The following is a 14,547-nucleotide window of genomic DNA, read 5'->3' on the forward strand; positions in this document are numbered from 1 at the left end:
CATCAAGGCCCGCAGCGCGCCGCAGCGGCGGATACTCGCTTGGAGTTCGCGGGGCACGGGCGGGCAATGCGCAATGAATGCGCCCAATGGCGCTAATCTGGGATGTTGTGGGTGCCATTCGTCAGTGTTCCAGATCAGCCTGCCGCCAGTCCGCGGTGGCCACTTTGACGTACGTGTACGCAGAGTCAACCGCAGTTTTGGGTCCCCTGGCCACGTACGCAGAACCGCATGCGTACGATCTTTGCTCGCAGCACGCTGAATCACTCACGGTTCCGCGTGGCTGGGAAGTCCTTCGCCTTGCCATGCCCACAACGCCACAAGAGCCGGGCCCGGATGACTTGCTGGCACTTGCCAACGCGGTCAGGGAGGCGGCTTCGGTCACCACCGAAACTCCAGCCCGGCACAGCCACCCTCAGATGGAGCCGCCCGCCGGCACCGAAGGAACGCGTCGAGGGCACTTGCGCATCCTCCGCGAGCCGTCTTAGCCGGACCGTGCCCGTTTCAGCTGCCGGGCTTCGGCTACCGGACGCAATTCGTCGTCGGGATCAAAACAGGATCTCCCTGCGCGGTAGTCTGGAATCTGCAGATATATCCGCCAGCGGCGCCATGCCGGCGCCACCCAGGGAGCATCATTCATGCCAAAGGTCAGTCCTGAACTGTTGTCCATCCTGCGCTGCCCCGTGACGGGTTCACCGCTGGTCCAGGAGGGCGATGAGTTGGTTTCCACCGATGCCGCTGCGGACGGCGAAAAGCTCCGCTACACCATCGAGGACGGCATCCCGCTGCTCCTGCCACCCGAACTGCTGGCCGCAGCCAATGCGGCAACCTCAGGCCAGCACGATTCCAAGGCCTGACGCGCTTTCTTCCATCAAATCCGCACGGTACCCCTAAGGACTTCCATGACTTTTGACTTCAAAGTGGCTGACATCACTCTTGCGGAGGCCGGCCGTCACCAAATCCGTCTCGCCGAGCACGAAATGCCGGGCCTCATGTCGCTTCGCGCGGAGTTCGGTGCAGAGCAGCCCCTCAAGGGTGCAAGGATTGCCGGTTCCCTGCACATGACGGTCCAAACCGCAGTACTCATCGAAACCCTCACTGCCTTGGGCGCGGAAGTTCGCTGGGCTTCCTGCAACATCTTCTCCACCCAGGACGAAGCCGCTGCCGCCGTCGTCGTCGGCAAGGGTACCCCGGAAAACCCGCAGGGTGTTCCGGTTTTCGCCTGGAAGGGCGAAACCCTTGAGGAGTACTGGTGGACTGCGGAGCAGATCCTCACCTGGCCTGGTGCCGACACCAACCCGGAGTTGGGTCCCAACATGATTCTCGACGACGGCGGCGACGCCACACTGCTGCTTCACAAGGGCGTCGAATTCGAAGCCGCAGGAGCCGTGCCGACCGCCACTGAGGATGATCCGGAGGAATACGTCCTCATCCTGGACCTCCTGCGCAGGACCCTTGCCGCTGATCCGCAGAAGTGGACCCGCCTGGCCGCCCGCATCGAAGGCGTCACTGAGGAAACCACCACAGGCGTGCACCGTCTGTACCAGCTCGCGGAGCAGGGCAAGCTGCTGTTCCCGGCCATCAACGTCAACGACTCCGTGACCAAGAGCAAGTTCGACAACAAGTACGGCATCCGCCACTCGTTGCCGGACGGTATCAACAGGGCCACGGATGTCCTGATGGGCGGCAAAGTGGCGGTTGTATGCGGCTATGGCGACGTCGGCAAGGGCGCCGCTGAGGCGCTGCGCGGCCAGGGCTCGCGCGTCATCGTCACTGAAATTGATCCCATCTGCGCTCTTCAGGCCGCTATGGACGGCTACCAGGTTGCCAGGCTGGAGACGGTGCTCGCCCAGGGCGACATCTTCATCACCACCACAGGCAACAAGGACGTCATCATGGCCGAGCACATGCTGGGCATGAAGAACAAAGCGATCGTTGGCAACATCGGCCACTTCGACAACGAAATCGACATCGCCGGGCTTGCCAGGATTCCGGGCGTCAAGAAGGTTGAGATCAAGCCGCAGGTCCACGAGTGGGTCTTCGAGTCCGGGACGGATTCCGAACGGTCCATCATTGTGCTGTCCGAGGGCAGGCTGCTCAACCTGGGCAACGCCACAGGACACCCGTCGTTCGTGATGAGCAACTCGTTCGCCAACCAGACCATTGCGCAGATCGAACTCTGGACCAAGAAGGACCAGCCCGCCGGTGAGCGCGAGTACCGGAACCAGGTTTACGTCCTTCCCAAGATCCTTGATGAGAAGGTTGCACGCCTCCACTTGGATGCTTTGGGCGTGGAGCTGACGGAGCTGAGCAAGGACCAGGCGGATTACCTGGACCTGGATGTTGCGGGTCCGTACAAGCCTGAGCACTACCGCTACTAAGCTGCACTATCCGCCCCCGGCGGTACCCAAATCGATGGCGAAAGGCCGGACACGCAACCTGCGTGGCCGGCCTTTCCGGTAGAATTGGGTGTTCGGTAATGCTTGTGGGGGACAGGATGACAGGAACCATGACGGAAGTCGCCAAACGTAAAAAGGGCAAGATCCTTGCCATCATTGGAGTCTGCGCAGCCATTGTCGTGGGTGGAATTGGCGTGGTCGCGGTGCCGGGCCTGCTGGCAGGTTCTCCGCAGGATGCGGCCGTAGCGCCGTCACCGACTCCCACGGTGGAAGCCAAACCCGTTGAGCTGGGCATCACCCCGCTGGATGGCGCCGTGGAGTGGAACCCTGTTGTGGGTCCCCAGATCAAAGCAGTCAACGGGAAGCTGAAGGACGTAGTGTTGGCGCCGGTGGGCGGTGGTGCGCCTGTGCAAGGCACCACCAGCCCTGACGGCAGCACGTGGACAACTCTGGAAGTCCTGAAGTTCAAAACCCAATACAGCTACTCCTTCACCGTTGTGGATACGGCGGGGAAAGAGACTAAGAAGTCCCAAACTTTCACCACGGTTTCCGCCGCCTACGAGGCCGACGCTTCCATCTACCCCCGCCACGGCACCACGGCCGGCTCCGGTCAGCCCATTGAAATCAACTTCAGTGAGCCCGTTGTAGACAAGGTGGCAATGGAGAAGCGGGTGGCCATCACCGTTTCCTCCGGCCAGCCCGTTGCCTGGCACTGGTATTCGGACAAGAAGGTCCGGATCCGTCCCGAGGCTTTCTGGGCCTCCGGCACCACCGTCACCGTGGATATGAAGCTATTGGGCGTGGATTTCGGGAACAACATGATCGGCAACGCCGACGTGGTCTCAACGTTCACCACCGGCCCCCAGCGGGTGGCCGTGGTTGACGACAAAACCAAGACCATGAACGTGTATTCCGACGGCCAGTTGGTTCACACTGCACCTGTGTCTCTCGGCGGGGAAGATTGGCTTTCTCCCACCGGGTACGCGGTGATCATGGAACAGGAACGCCACTCGAACTTCAACGCCGGAACAATCGGCCTGAAGCCCGGCGACAAAGGCTACTACCCGCCCCTCGTAGTGGAATATGCCAACCGGCTCACGTGGTCTGGTGTGTACGTTCACCAGGCCCTTGAAGCCGCATGGAGCTCCATCGGGGTGGCTAACGTCTCGCATGGCTGTGTGGGCCTGCTGCCGGCGGATGCCGAGTGGTTCTTCAACAACATGAAGACCGGTGACGTTGTCCAGATCCTGAACACCGGCGCACCGGCAGTGGAACCGCTGGAAGGCTTTGGCGACTGGAACATTCCGTGGGCTAGCTACGCCCAGCGGTAGTCCTGCTGTTAAGATCCTTGTAGTGATTATTTCCTGCGCACTTTGACCCATTGCTCCAGCGCTGACACGACGTCGGCCCTGCTATTTGTGCTGCCCTCCAAGATGATTCCGGGTGTCCCTCAGGGGAACCCGCTCATGGGTTCCCCGGCTCCTTCCACCGGACCCTTTCTTATCACTTGGAGCACGCATGACCATTTCACCTACGCTCAGCCCCGACTGCGGCAATTGCTTCGCCCTTTGCTGCACCGCGCTCGGATTTACCCGATCAGCTGACTTCGCCATCGACAAACCTGCCGCTTCGCCGTGCCCGAATATGGCGGACGACTTTTCCTGCACCATCCACCAACGCTTACGGCCGAGAGGCTTCCGCGGTTGCACGGTATTTAATTGTTTCGGCGCCGGGCAAGTAGTGTCCCAACACACCTTCGCCGGCACCAGTTGGACGCAGGACCCTGCGTCCAAGTCCTCGATGTTCGCCGTGTTCAAGGTGGTCAGGCAACTCCACGAGATGCTCTGGTACCTGGACGAAGCCCGGCAACGGACGTTTGATCCAGACCTCGCATTCACGGCGGAGCACCTATCCGAGCGCATAGCGGACGCCGCACATGGGGATGCGTCCACGGTCCTGGCCACCGACGTCGAAACTCTCCATGGAGAAGTCCGCGCTCTCCTGATGGAGGTTAGCGAAGAACTACGCGCCTCCTACGGGGCCGAGGACAAGCCAAGGCTCGACGCCGGCCGCCAACCGGGTGCCGACGCCAGGCTGGGCGGCGCTGATCTGATGGGAGCCAACCTTGCGAACCAAAGCCTGTGCGGATGGGACCTCCGCGGTGCATACCTGATCGGAGCCAATCTACGGAAGTCTGACCTCACAGCCGTGGACCTCCTGGGAGCAGATCTTCGCGGAGCACAACTCCACGGAGCCGACCTCTCCAGCGCGCTCTACCTCACCCAACCGCAGATCAACGCCGCCGAAGGCGACCCCTCCACCCTCCTACCCCCACGACTCACAAGACCGGATCACTGGTGACTGCAGCGGAATCGGGACTAGCCGCTCGGCCGGCGTCCGGCAGCGTGCGTCTAAGCGAGGAACGAGCGAGCACGCCGAGGACGGCGGCCGCCCGGCGATGGCTGGTAACAGCCGCACCAGAGTTACGAATCGTGAGTGAACGGCAGCTTTCTGAGTCGTTCCCCTACGGTGGCGTTCCGCTGCTCCGCTTGGCGGAGACGTGTGAGTTCGCGGTTGCGCCGTTCCCCGAGGACTGCGCCTATGTAGTCTTCGGGGATGGTGCCGGCGGGCGGGGGTGGGGCGACGTACCTTGCGAGTTCCGATGCGAGCGAGGCGGCCATGTTGACGCGTGAGGCCGGTGCCATGAGGTAGGCCTGCTGCACGAAGGTTCCTGCCCGGCGAGCGGTGGCATCCGGCACCCTGCCGATATCTGCCATCGCAACCCATGCTTGCAGGTGGTGGGGTGCTACGGGCATGATGCGGGGCGTTGAGGGTACTCGTTGCCGGAGGGAGTAGGTGCCTGCAACGATGTCGCCGAGGCGCTTGGATTTGTCGTTGAACAGCGCCACGCCAATTGCGAGGCCGCCGAAGGTCAGGTAGATCTCCAGGAAGCCGAGGAGGCCGCGGATGAGGGCGTGCCGGAAACGGATGGAGCCGCCGTCGTCGCGCACTATGCGGAGCCCTGTTGCGAGCTTTCCCAGGGACCGCCCCCGTGTCAGGGTTTCCACGGTGACGGGGACGATGACCACCGAGAAGACGACGCTGCTGAGGACCATTGCCTGTATGGCGGCGTCGTCGAGATCCCGGGAGGCGCTGGTGATCAGGATGATCAGGAGTATCGCGAGGGCGATTTGGGAGATCACGTCAATGATGAGCCCCAGCGCTCGCGCGGCGAAGGAAGCCGGGCGAAGCTCGAGGACCACGGCCTCGCCTGTGATGATTGAACTCATGCCTGCCCCCATGTTTCGCCAACGCTTCGGGCCACACGACTGCCCTCATCAACGAGTCTAGCGGCGGGCTGACCTGCCAGTGGATTCAGGCGCTAGGGTGGTGGCGTGGACATAGATGCCTTCTCGGCCGTACATGGGGACAAATGGTCGCGGCTTCATTTCCTGGCACATAAGCGAAGGCTTACGGGTGCTGAGGCCGATGAGCTTCTTCGCCTGTATCAAACGGTGTCCGGGCACCTGTCGCTGATCCGGTCTGTGGCGCCGGAGACGGGGTTGTCCGCATCCTTGTCTGCAGCGTTGGCCCAGGCCCGGACGAGGTTCACGGGGGCCCGCTCCAATTTCATGGAGGACCTGGCGCGGTTCTTTGTTATTTCCCTCCCTGCGGCCTTCTACCGGATCCGGTGGTTGACCATGTGGTGCGGGCTTGCTTTTCTCCTGGTGGCGGGTGCCTATGCTTTGTGGATTGGCACCTCTCCGGAGGCCCTGAGGGCCGTAGCATCCAGTGATGCCAAGGTGCAGCAGTATGTGGAGGAAGACTTCATCGACTACTACTCCGAGAATCCTGCGGCTTCCTTCGCCGGGTTGGTGTGGACGAACAACGCCTGGATTTCCGCTCAAGCTGTGGCTTTTGGCATTACCGGATTCTGGGTGCCATTCATCTTGTTCATGAACGCGCAGGGGCTGGGAATCGCGGCCGGTCTCTTCCTGGCCACCGGGAAGATGGACATTTTCTTCAGCTACATCCTTCCGCACGGCCTCATGGAACTCACAGCCGTCTTCATCGCCTGCGCGGCGGGGCTCAAGATTTTCTGGGCCATGGTGCGGCCGGGCCCACGGACAAGGCTGCAGGCTGTGGCCGATGAAGGCCGTTCGTTGATCACCATTGCCTTGGGGCTGGTGCTCGTCCTGCTGGTTTCGGGCATTGTTGAGGGCTTTGTGACACCGAGCCCGCTTCCCGTCTGGGCCAAGATCACCATTGGTGCGCTGGTTCTGGCCGGGTACTGGGCATACACCTTGGTGCTGGGTGGGAAGGCAGTCCGTGCAGGTGTCACAGGAGACATGGATGACAACGACGCCGGTTATCGCAGCATTGCTGCGTAGAGCTTACAGTTGCGTTTCAATCTGGTCGCGGCCGGGGTGGCACCGCGTGTCTCTGTAATGCCGGGCGGTAGGCTCGAATGCAGACAAGAGAGCCGGCAGCAAGCAATCGCCGGTGGATGCCTACGGAAGTGAACCCGCTGTGAGCGACAAGAGCCCAAAACCACAAGAACCGGACACGGAAGTCCACGAGGACCCCAACGAACCGGCCTTCGACTGGATGAAGCCGAAGACGTCCAGTGGTGCTTCTCCGGCCACTCCTGCAGCCAGCACCGCTGCCACACCCAAGACCGGTGCCACACCGTCGGACAACAAGCCGTCGGCCGCCACCGCTTCCACTCCCACAACGCCTGCCACCGGCCAGCCCGGGAGCCGCGCGGACCGGAAAGCGGCAGAAGCGGCCGACGTCGAGGTTGAGCCGCCGCTGTTCGCCGACACCTTGGCAGGCGCTTCCACCACCAAGCAGCCGTCGCACTATTCGGAACCCCTGCCGACGTCGGCTCTTCAGATCCGCCCGCCGGAAGACGAAGTGGCGCGACGAAACGCCGAACGCGAGCAAGCAGCAAAGGTGAAGCCGGTAGGCCCGCGGATCTTCCAGGTGCTTTTGGCGGTCTTCTACCCGGTGATCCTCCTGGTGCTTGCCGTCCGGGCAGTCACCAGCCCGCTGTTCCTGTGGGTGGAGTACAACCGCCCGGGCTTCCCCGGCGACGGCTACGGTTTCAGCACTGACGACCGTATGACGTACGGCTCATACGCCGTTGATTACCTCAGTAACTGGGCCGGTCCGCGCTACCTGGGGGGCTTGGTCAACCTGGACGGCGACAAGCTCTTCACCGACAGCGAAGTGTCGCACATGGCAGACGTGAAGCTGGTCATTCTGTCCGCCTTCGGCGCCGGGCTTTTGCTCATCGTCCTCAGCATCATCGCCATCCTGTATCTGCGTAAGCGAAGCACAGGCGGGATCCGCCGCGGTCTCTTTGCGGGCTCAATCGTCACCCTGGTCATCATCATTGGCCTCGCAGTATTGGCCGTCCTGAGCTGGCAGCAGTTCTTTACCGAGTTCCACCGCATCTTCTTTGCCAACGGAACGTGGACGTTCTCGCTGGAAGACACCCTCATCCGGCTCTTCCCCGGACAGTTCTGGATTGACGCGGGCATTGTCATCGGGGCCCTGGTGTTCCTCGCAGCGACGGTGACGTTCATCCTCACGTGGCCTACCAAGCGGCGTCGCGGCCTTGCGACGGCACAAGCGGACGAAGATCGCGAGGAATCTGACGAGGCAACTCCCACAAACGACGATGCCGACAGCCTTCGCAAGGAACCGACGAGCGCTGCGCGCTAGCGGGCTCGTTCCGCAGGGGGCTGCGCCAGGCGGGGAAAGCTACTTCCTGTACAGCTTTTCCACAGCCGCGGAGAAGTCGTTAAGCACCGCGGCCCGCTTCAGTTTGAGCGAGGGCGTCAGGTGCCCTGACTCGACGCTGAGATCCGCCGTGATGAATGCGAATTTCTTGATGGACTCAGCAGCTGAGACGAGTTTGTTGGCCTCGTCCACTGCCGTCTGAACGGCCGCTTTTACGCGGTCATCGGCAGCGGCTTCATCGGGGGTCATGGCCCCCACCTTGTTCTCGGCGCACCAGTCCGAAAGCCCTTCGGGGTCCAATCCGACGAGTGCCGCCACGAAGGGCCGGCCGTCGCCGACTACTACTGCCTGACCCACCAAGGGGTGTTCGCGCAGCTTCTCCTCCAAAGGAGCCGGTGCCACGTTCTTTCCAGCGGCGGTGACCAGGAGGTCCTTCTTTCGGCCGGTGATGGTCAGGAAGCCGTCGGCGTCGAGCTCTCCGAGGTCGCCGGTCCGGAAGAAGCCCTCAACGAAGGCAGCCTGCGTGGCCTTGTCGTTGTTGTGGTAGCCCTTGAAGACTCCAATGCCCTTGACCAGCACTTCGCCGTCCTGCGCCACCCTGACGGTGGTTCCAGGAAGAGGAATGCCCACCGTACCTATGCGGGACATGCTGGGAGTGTTGACGGTGCAGGGTGCCGTGGTCTCTGTCAGCCCGTAGCCCTCAAGAACAGGAACTCCCGCGCCGTGGAAGAAGTGGTTGTCCCGGAGGCTAAGGGGACTGGCTCCGGAAACCGTGTAGCCGACGTCGCCGCCGAAAACGTCCCGCACCTTGGGATAAAGGAGCTTGTTGAAAGTGGAGTGCTTCAGGCCCAGAAGCCAACCCGGACCCGGTCCTTCGCCACGGTTGGCGAGGTCCACCGCCGTCGAATATTGCACCGCGGTGGTTGAAGCTGCCGAGAAGAGAGCGGACTTACCGCTCATGGCCGCTTTGTGGCTGGCACCAGCGTAAACCTTCTCGAAGATGCGGGGCACAGCGAGCAGGAAAGTGGGCTTGAAAGATCCGAGATCCGCCATGAGTCCGCTGGCGCCGGCACTGTGTCCCAGCGTGATGCCCGCCGTGAGGCAAACAACCTGGACAGCCCTGGCGAGGACGTGCGCCAAGGGCAGGAACATCAGCGTCCGTGCGCCTTGCTGCATGAGCAGCTCGGGGAGGAAAGGGATGACGTTACGCGCCACGAGGACAAAGTTGCCATGGGTGATTTCGCATCCCTTGGGCTTGCCCGTGGTTCCGGAGGTGTAAACGATGGACGCGACGCTCGCCAGGTTTGCCGCGCTGCGCTGGCGCTCCAGTTCGGCGTCCATGATGCCGATTCCGACGGCGGAGACGCTGGTCAGGTTGGGTGCGTCGCCGTCGTGCTCCATTCGGATGATGGTCACTGGGTCCTCGCCCAAGGCCGGGGACTGTTCCACCAAGGCACGGACGAGGCTCTCCTTGGCAGTGTCCTCCACAAAGATGCGCCGGGCGCCGGAATCCGTGAGGATCCACTCGATCTGGCTCGCCGAAGACGTCTCATAAATGGGGACAGTGACTCCGCCGGCCATCCAGATGGCGAAGTCCACCAGCGTCCACTCAAAGCTTGAGCGGGAAAGCACGGCTACCGGATCGCCGGGGTTGAGCCCGCCCGCGATCAGGCCTTTGGCCAAGGCAGTGACGTCGGCAAGGAACCTGGCTGCCGAAACGTTAAGCCAACCGTTCGCGGTTTTATGCGCGTACAAGTTACCGAACGGATCCTTGTGGCAGCGTTCCAGGAGGAGGTCCGTCACGTTGGTGTTCGGGTCCGCCTCGACCAGAAGCTCCGTGCTTGCTTCCCTCACTGCTTGCCTCCTCCTAAATCCACGATGGCATCCACATTCTCATCCGCCACTCCTGGTAGCTGATGACCTCCGCCGTGAGCACGGGATAGAAGAATGCCGTTGCCAGCACGGCCAGCACCAGGACGAGCGCCACTATGTAAAGGCCCGATCGTCGCCGCCAGACGGGGTCGCCGCTGCGTCCCAAGACCAACCCCAGCACATACGTCAAGCCCAGAACCAGGAACGGCTCGAAGGACACCGCGTAGAAGATGAACATGGTGCGTTCCGGGTACATGAACCACGGAAGGTATCCGGCGGCCACTCCGGCAAGGATGGCACCTGCACGCCAGTCCCGGCGGCCTGCCCACCAGAACAACAGGATGACCAAGGCGATGGTTCCACCCCACCACACCACTGGATTCCCCACTGGCAGGATGGCCGAGGAACACGTTTCAACAACACAGCCCGGGGTGCCCTGCTTTGGGGTCTGGTAGAAGAACGAGGTGGGACGGCCCATGATGAGCCACGTCCAGGGGCTGGACTCATACGGATGGTCGGAGCTGAGGCCTTGATGGAATTTGTAGGCTTCCAGGTGGTAGTGCGCCAGGGACCGTACGGAGTTGGGCAGCCAATCCCAGCCGGGGGCCGGGTTGGTGGCAGCCCATTGCCGGTAGTAGGCGTCCTTCGAGAGGAACCAGCCCGTCCAACTGACCACATAGGTGACGGCGGCAATCGGGATGATGGTCAGGAAGGCGGGGAGGCCGTCCTTGATGATGCCGGCGCTGAACCAGCTCCGGATGCCTGCGATGCGCCGGGCGCTCAGGTCCCACAGCACGGTCATCAGCCCGAAGGCGGCTACGAAGAACAGCGCCGACCATTTGGTCCCCACTGCCAGGCCGAGGCAGAGGCCTGCCACCAGTCGCCACCACCGCATGCCCAGCCAGGGGCCGGCAACTAATTGGGTGGGTGTGGGCAGGCCTCCCGGCGAAGCAGCCGCTTGGGCGGCGAGCCGGGAAGCCAGACGACGGCGGCCGTCGTCGCGGTCCATCAACAAGGCACCGAAAGCGGCCAGGATCCAGAGCGCCAGGAAGACGTCAAGCAGCGACGTACGGGAGAGCACCAGATGGTGGCCATCAATGGCCAGCAGGAGCCCGGCGACGGCACCCAGGGTGTGCGAGCGGAACAGCTTCAGTGCGATGAGTGAAACGAGGAAGACCGTCAGCGTGCCTGCCAGGGCCGCACTGAACCGCCAGCCGAAGGGGTTGTCCCCGCCGAACAGCCACATGCCAAAGGCAATCATCCATTTGCCCACCGGCGGGTGGACCACGTACTCCGGAGTGTTGAGGAGGATGTCCGGGTTGCCGGCATTGAAGGAATCGTTGGCGTTGGCCGGCCAACTGCGTTCGTAGCCGCTCACCACATAGGAGTAAGCGTCCTTGACGTAGTATGTTTCGTCGAAAACCAGGCTGTGCGGGGCATCAAGCCGGAAGAAGCGGAGGACTCCGCCCAGGATCGCCGTGATGGTGGGGATCAGCCAAAACCACAAGCGCAACGAGGCCGGGTAGTCGCGCCAGCTTTGGACACCACCGATCAGGCGTTCCTTCAACGCCTGGGCAGTGTAGGCCTCGGTCGGTCGGACGATCCAACGGTGACCTTCCAGCCCACGGCCGGGAAAAGTTCCGCCGGGGATGTCGGTCGGCGCCGACGCCTGCCGGGGCGCTGACCCGACGGCGCGTTTCGGTGCATCCTGCTGACTGCTGCCTAACTCCACAGTTGTGTCTTCGGGTTCAGGGGTCGCCGGGGACGCCGCCGGGGATCCGGAAGCGGTAGCAGAAACGGGCGACTGGTTCACCCGCCCATGCTACCTTTCCATCCTTGCTGTATCCCTGAACCCCGCGGCTGCATCCTTGAAGCGCGTGCGGCATTAGGCTTGGCAGGTGGACGAACAGCGCAGCACCCCGGATGAGACTCCCTTCAACGACGACCTGGATGAGTCAGCTTCTGCTGCCGATTCCGGTGCAACTCCCGGCGTCGGCAGGATCGTGCTTGCCGCTACGCCCATCGGCAACGTGGGTGACGCATCCGCGCGCTTGATTGAACTCCTGGGCACCTCAGACATTGTGGCCGCAGAGGACACCCGGCGTTTGCACCGGTTGGTAACGGCACTGGGCGTCGAGGTCACCGGACGCGTCATCAGCTACCACGAGCACAATGAAGTGGCCAAGACCGGTGAACTCCTGGACCACGTGCGCGCCGGCAAGACCATCCTGATGGTCAGCGACGCCGGAATGCCCGCGGTTTCCGACCCGGGTTTCCGTCTGGTGGAGGGCGCAGTTGCCGCCGGACTGACCGTCACAGCCGTTCCCGGCCCTTCTGCGGTACTGACGGCCTTGGCGCTGTCCGGCTTGCCCACCGACCGCTTCTGCTTTGAAGGCTTTCTTCCCCGGAAGTCGGGGGATCGGAACTCACGTCTGGCCGACCTCGCAAATGAACGCCGCACCATGGTCTTCTTTGAGGCCCCGCACAGGCTCGAGGTCATGTTGCGCGCACTGCACGAGCGCTTCGGGGCCGATCGCCGGGTTGCTGTGTGCCGCGAACTGACCAAGACCTATGAGGAAGTCATCCGTGGCACCTTGCGCGAACTGCTGGAGTGGGCGGAGAACAACGAGGTCCGCGGCGAAATCGCAGTGGTGGTGGGCGGTGCACCTGAGCAGGAACCGGGCAAGCCCGAGGATCACGTCGCCGCGGTGAACGAACTCATTTCCCAGGGCATCCGCTTGAAGGAAGCTGTGGCCGCAGTGGCCGACGATGCCCGGGTCAGCAAGCGGGAGCTCTATTCGGCAGTCCTCGCCGCGCGCTGACGTCCGCTGTGCAGCTGCACAAAATAGCGACCATGCGGCAGTGCGTGAAGGCGTAGACACTGCTTCTCGCGGGGCAGTACCGTGGCAGTAATTCAAGCCACTTCCGGCAACGAACCCCAGTGGTGCAATTCTCCAAAGCACCCAAGACGAAGGAGTCGCCATGACTGTCACGGTTGAACGCGAAAGCGAACTGCTGGCTTCCGTCCCTACCGGCCTGCTGATCAACGGTCAGTGGCGCCCGGCCGGATCCGGAAAGACCTTTGATGTTGAGGACCCGGCCACGGGCAAGGTCCTGCTCAGCATCTCCGACGCCGGCGCTGAAGACGGCGCTGCCGCCCTCGACGCCGCTGCGGCCGCCCAGGCTGGTTGGGCCCGCACCGCACCGCGCGAACGCGGCGAAATCCTGCGCCGCGCCTTTGAACTGGTCACCGAGCGTGCCGAAGACTTCGCACTGCTGATGACCCTCGAAATGGGCAAGCCCCTTGCCGAAGCCCGTGGTGAAGTCACCTACGGTGCCGAGTTCCTGCGCTGGTTCTCCGAAGAAGCAGTCCGCGTGTCCGGCCGTTACTCCGCAGCACCTGATGGCAAGAACCGCCTCCTCGTGCAGAAGAAGCCCGTGGGACCCTGCCTGCTGATCACCCCGTGGAACTTCCCGCTGGCCATGGCCACCCGCAAAGTAGCCCCCGCCGTCGCCGCTGGCTGCACCATGGTGCTCAAGCCGGCCAACCTGACCCCGCTCACCAGCCTGCTCTTCGCCCAGGTCATGCAGGAAGCCGGCCTCCCCGCCGGTGTCCTCAACGTCATCCAGACCTCCACCGCCGGCGCCGTCACGGGCCCGCTGATCAAGGATGACCGCCTCCGCAAGATCTCCTTCACCGGCTCCACCCCGGTGGGCCAGGCACTGATCCGTGAAGCAGCGGACAAGGTCCTGCGCACCTCCATGGAACTCGGTGGCAACGCACCGTTCGTGGTCTTCGAAGACGCCGACCTGGACAAGGCCGTTGAAGGCGCCATTGCCGCCAAGATGCGCAACATGGGCGAGGCCTGCACCGCAGCGAACCGCTTCATTGTGCACGAGTCCATCGCCGATTCCTTCGCCGAGAAGTTCGCCGCCAAAATCGGTTCCCTCACCACCGCCCGCGGTACCGAGCCCGAATCCAAGGTTGGCCCGCTCATCGACGGCAAGGCCCGCGACGGCGTCCACGCCCTCGTTTCCGAAGCCGTAGCAGGAGGTGCCACAGCTGTCACCGGTGGTGCCGCCGTCGACGGTCCCGGCTACTTCTACCAGCCCACCGTGCTGAAGAACGTTGCAGCTGACGCGCGCATCCTGCAGGAAGAAATCTTCGGGCCGGTAGCGCCGATCATCACCTTCTCCACCGAAGACGACGCCGTTCGCTTGGCCAACAACACCGAATACGGCCTGGTTGCCTACGTCTTCACCAAGGACCTCAACCGGGGCTTGCGCATCAGCGAACGCATCGAGACCGGCATGCTCGGCCTCAACGCAGGTGTCATCTCCAACGCTGCGGCACCGTTCGGTGGCGTCAAGCAGTCCGGCCTGGGCCGCGAAGGCGGTTCCGAAGGCATCGAAGAGTACCTCTACACCCAGTACGTAGGTATCGCGGACCCGTACGCCGACTAGGCCGCACAGGATCCGGTCCACCGCTCTCGCAACAAGAACGGTTGACACACGCAGGGGCCCGGCCCCG

At 63.0% G+C, this 14,547-nt stretch carries 12 protein-coding genes; 9 read left to right on the plus strand and 3 right to left on the minus strand.

Going from position 1 to position 14,547, the window contains the following annotated elements:
* Positions 1 to 86: 86 nt before the first annotated feature.
* The 5 genes from ACNAOT_RS06865 (at position 87) to ACNAOT_RS06885 (ending at position 4,757) form a co-directional block, all read left to right on the plus strand.
* Positions 87 to 485 carry a DUF3499 domain-containing protein gene (locus tag ACNAOT_RS06865; RefSeq protein WP_420180519.1) on the plus strand — a complete coding sequence of 133 codons (399 nt, stop codon included), beginning with the start codon at positions 87 to 89 and terminating at the stop codon, positions 483 to 485.
* A gap of 150 nt (positions 486 to 635) precedes the next feature.
* On the plus strand, positions 636 to 854 hold the full coding sequence (locus ACNAOT_RS06870; RefSeq protein ID WP_017198664.1) for a Trm112 family protein: 219 nt from the start codon (positions 636 to 638) through the stop codon (positions 852 to 854).
* 45 nt (positions 855 to 899) lie between these two features.
* Positions 900 to 2,378 (plus strand): adenosylhomocysteinase, encoded by a 1,479-nt coding sequence (gene ahcY, locus ACNAOT_RS06875; protein WP_178997908.1) that lies wholly within the window; start codon positions 900 to 902, stop codon positions 2,376 to 2,378.
* A gap of 128 nt (positions 2,379 to 2,506) precedes the next feature.
* On the plus strand, positions 2,507 to 3,727 hold the full coding sequence (locus ACNAOT_RS06880; protein ID WP_256870883.1) for a L,D-transpeptidase: 1,221 nt from the start codon (positions 2,507 to 2,509) through the stop codon (positions 3,725 to 3,727).
* 187 nt (positions 3,728 to 3,914) lie between these two features.
* The gene (locus ACNAOT_RS06885) at positions 3,915 to 4,757 is read left to right on the plus strand and encodes a pentapeptide repeat-containing protein (protein WP_420180520.1); all 843 of its coding nucleotides are present in this window, start codon (positions 3,915 to 3,917) and stop codon (positions 4,755 to 4,757) included.
* Positions 4,758 to 4,879: 122 nt separating this feature from the next.
* Here ACNAOT_RS06885 and ACNAOT_RS06890 read toward each other — a convergent pair whose 3' ends face one another.
* Positions 4,880 to 5,686 carry an RDD family protein gene (locus ACNAOT_RS06890; protein WP_420180521.1) on the minus strand — a complete coding sequence of 269 codons (807 nt, stop codon included), beginning with the start codon at positions 5,684 to 5,686 and terminating at the stop codon, positions 4,880 to 4,882.
* A 105-nt stretch (positions 5,687 to 5,791) separates the two neighbouring features.
* Here ACNAOT_RS06890 and ACNAOT_RS06895 point away from each other — a divergent pair, with 105 nt between their 5' ends.
* A complete protein-coding gene (locus ACNAOT_RS06895) occupies positions 5,792 to 6,787 on the plus strand; it encodes a stage II sporulation protein M (RefSeq protein WP_420180522.1) in 996 nt (331 codons plus the stop codon).
* A 139-nt stretch (positions 6,788 to 6,926) separates the two neighbouring features.
* Entirely contained in the window at positions 6,927 to 8,126 is a 1,200-nt protein-coding gene (locus ACNAOT_RS06900) for a TIGR01906 family membrane protein (RefSeq protein WP_420180523.1), read from the plus strand.
* Positions 8,127 to 8,165: 39 nt separating this feature from the next.
* On the opposite strand, the gene ACNAOT_RS06905 is transcribed toward ACNAOT_RS06900, so the two are convergent.
* On the minus strand, positions 8,166 to 9,998 hold the full coding sequence (locus ACNAOT_RS06905) for an AMP-dependent synthetase/ligase (RefSeq protein WP_420180524.1): 1,833 nt from the start codon (positions 9,996 to 9,998) through the stop codon (positions 8,166 to 8,168).
* Positions 9,999 to 10,011: 13 nt separating this feature from the next.
* Positions 10,012 to 11,829 (minus strand): dolichyl-phosphate-mannose--protein mannosyltransferase, encoded by a 1,818-nt coding sequence (locus ACNAOT_RS06910; RefSeq protein ID WP_420180525.1) that lies wholly within the window; start codon positions 11,827 to 11,829, stop codon positions 10,012 to 10,014.
* Between the two features lie 133 nt (positions 11,830 to 11,962).
* Between ACNAOT_RS06910 and rsmI the strand changes: the two genes are divergently transcribed.
* Positions 11,963 to 12,838, plus strand: coding sequence for a 16S rRNA (cytidine(1402)-2'-O)-methyltransferase (gene rsmI, locus ACNAOT_RS06915; protein WP_091467602.1), 876 nt, complete (start codon positions 11,963 to 11,965; stop codon positions 12,836 to 12,838).
* Between the two features lie 160 nt (positions 12,839 to 12,998).
* Positions 12,999 to 14,480 (plus strand): NAD-dependent succinate-semialdehyde dehydrogenase, encoded by a 1,482-nt coding sequence (locus ACNAOT_RS06920; protein ID WP_420180526.1) that lies wholly within the window; start codon positions 12,999 to 13,001, stop codon positions 14,478 to 14,480.
* Positions 14,481 to 14,547 lie beyond the last annotated feature (67 nt).

Source organism: Paenarthrobacter sp. TA1.8, from assembly GCF_048595705.1.
Taxonomy (GTDB): Bacteria; Actinomycetota; Actinomycetes; order Actinomycetales; family Micrococcaceae; genus Arthrobacter; species Arthrobacter nitroguajacolicus.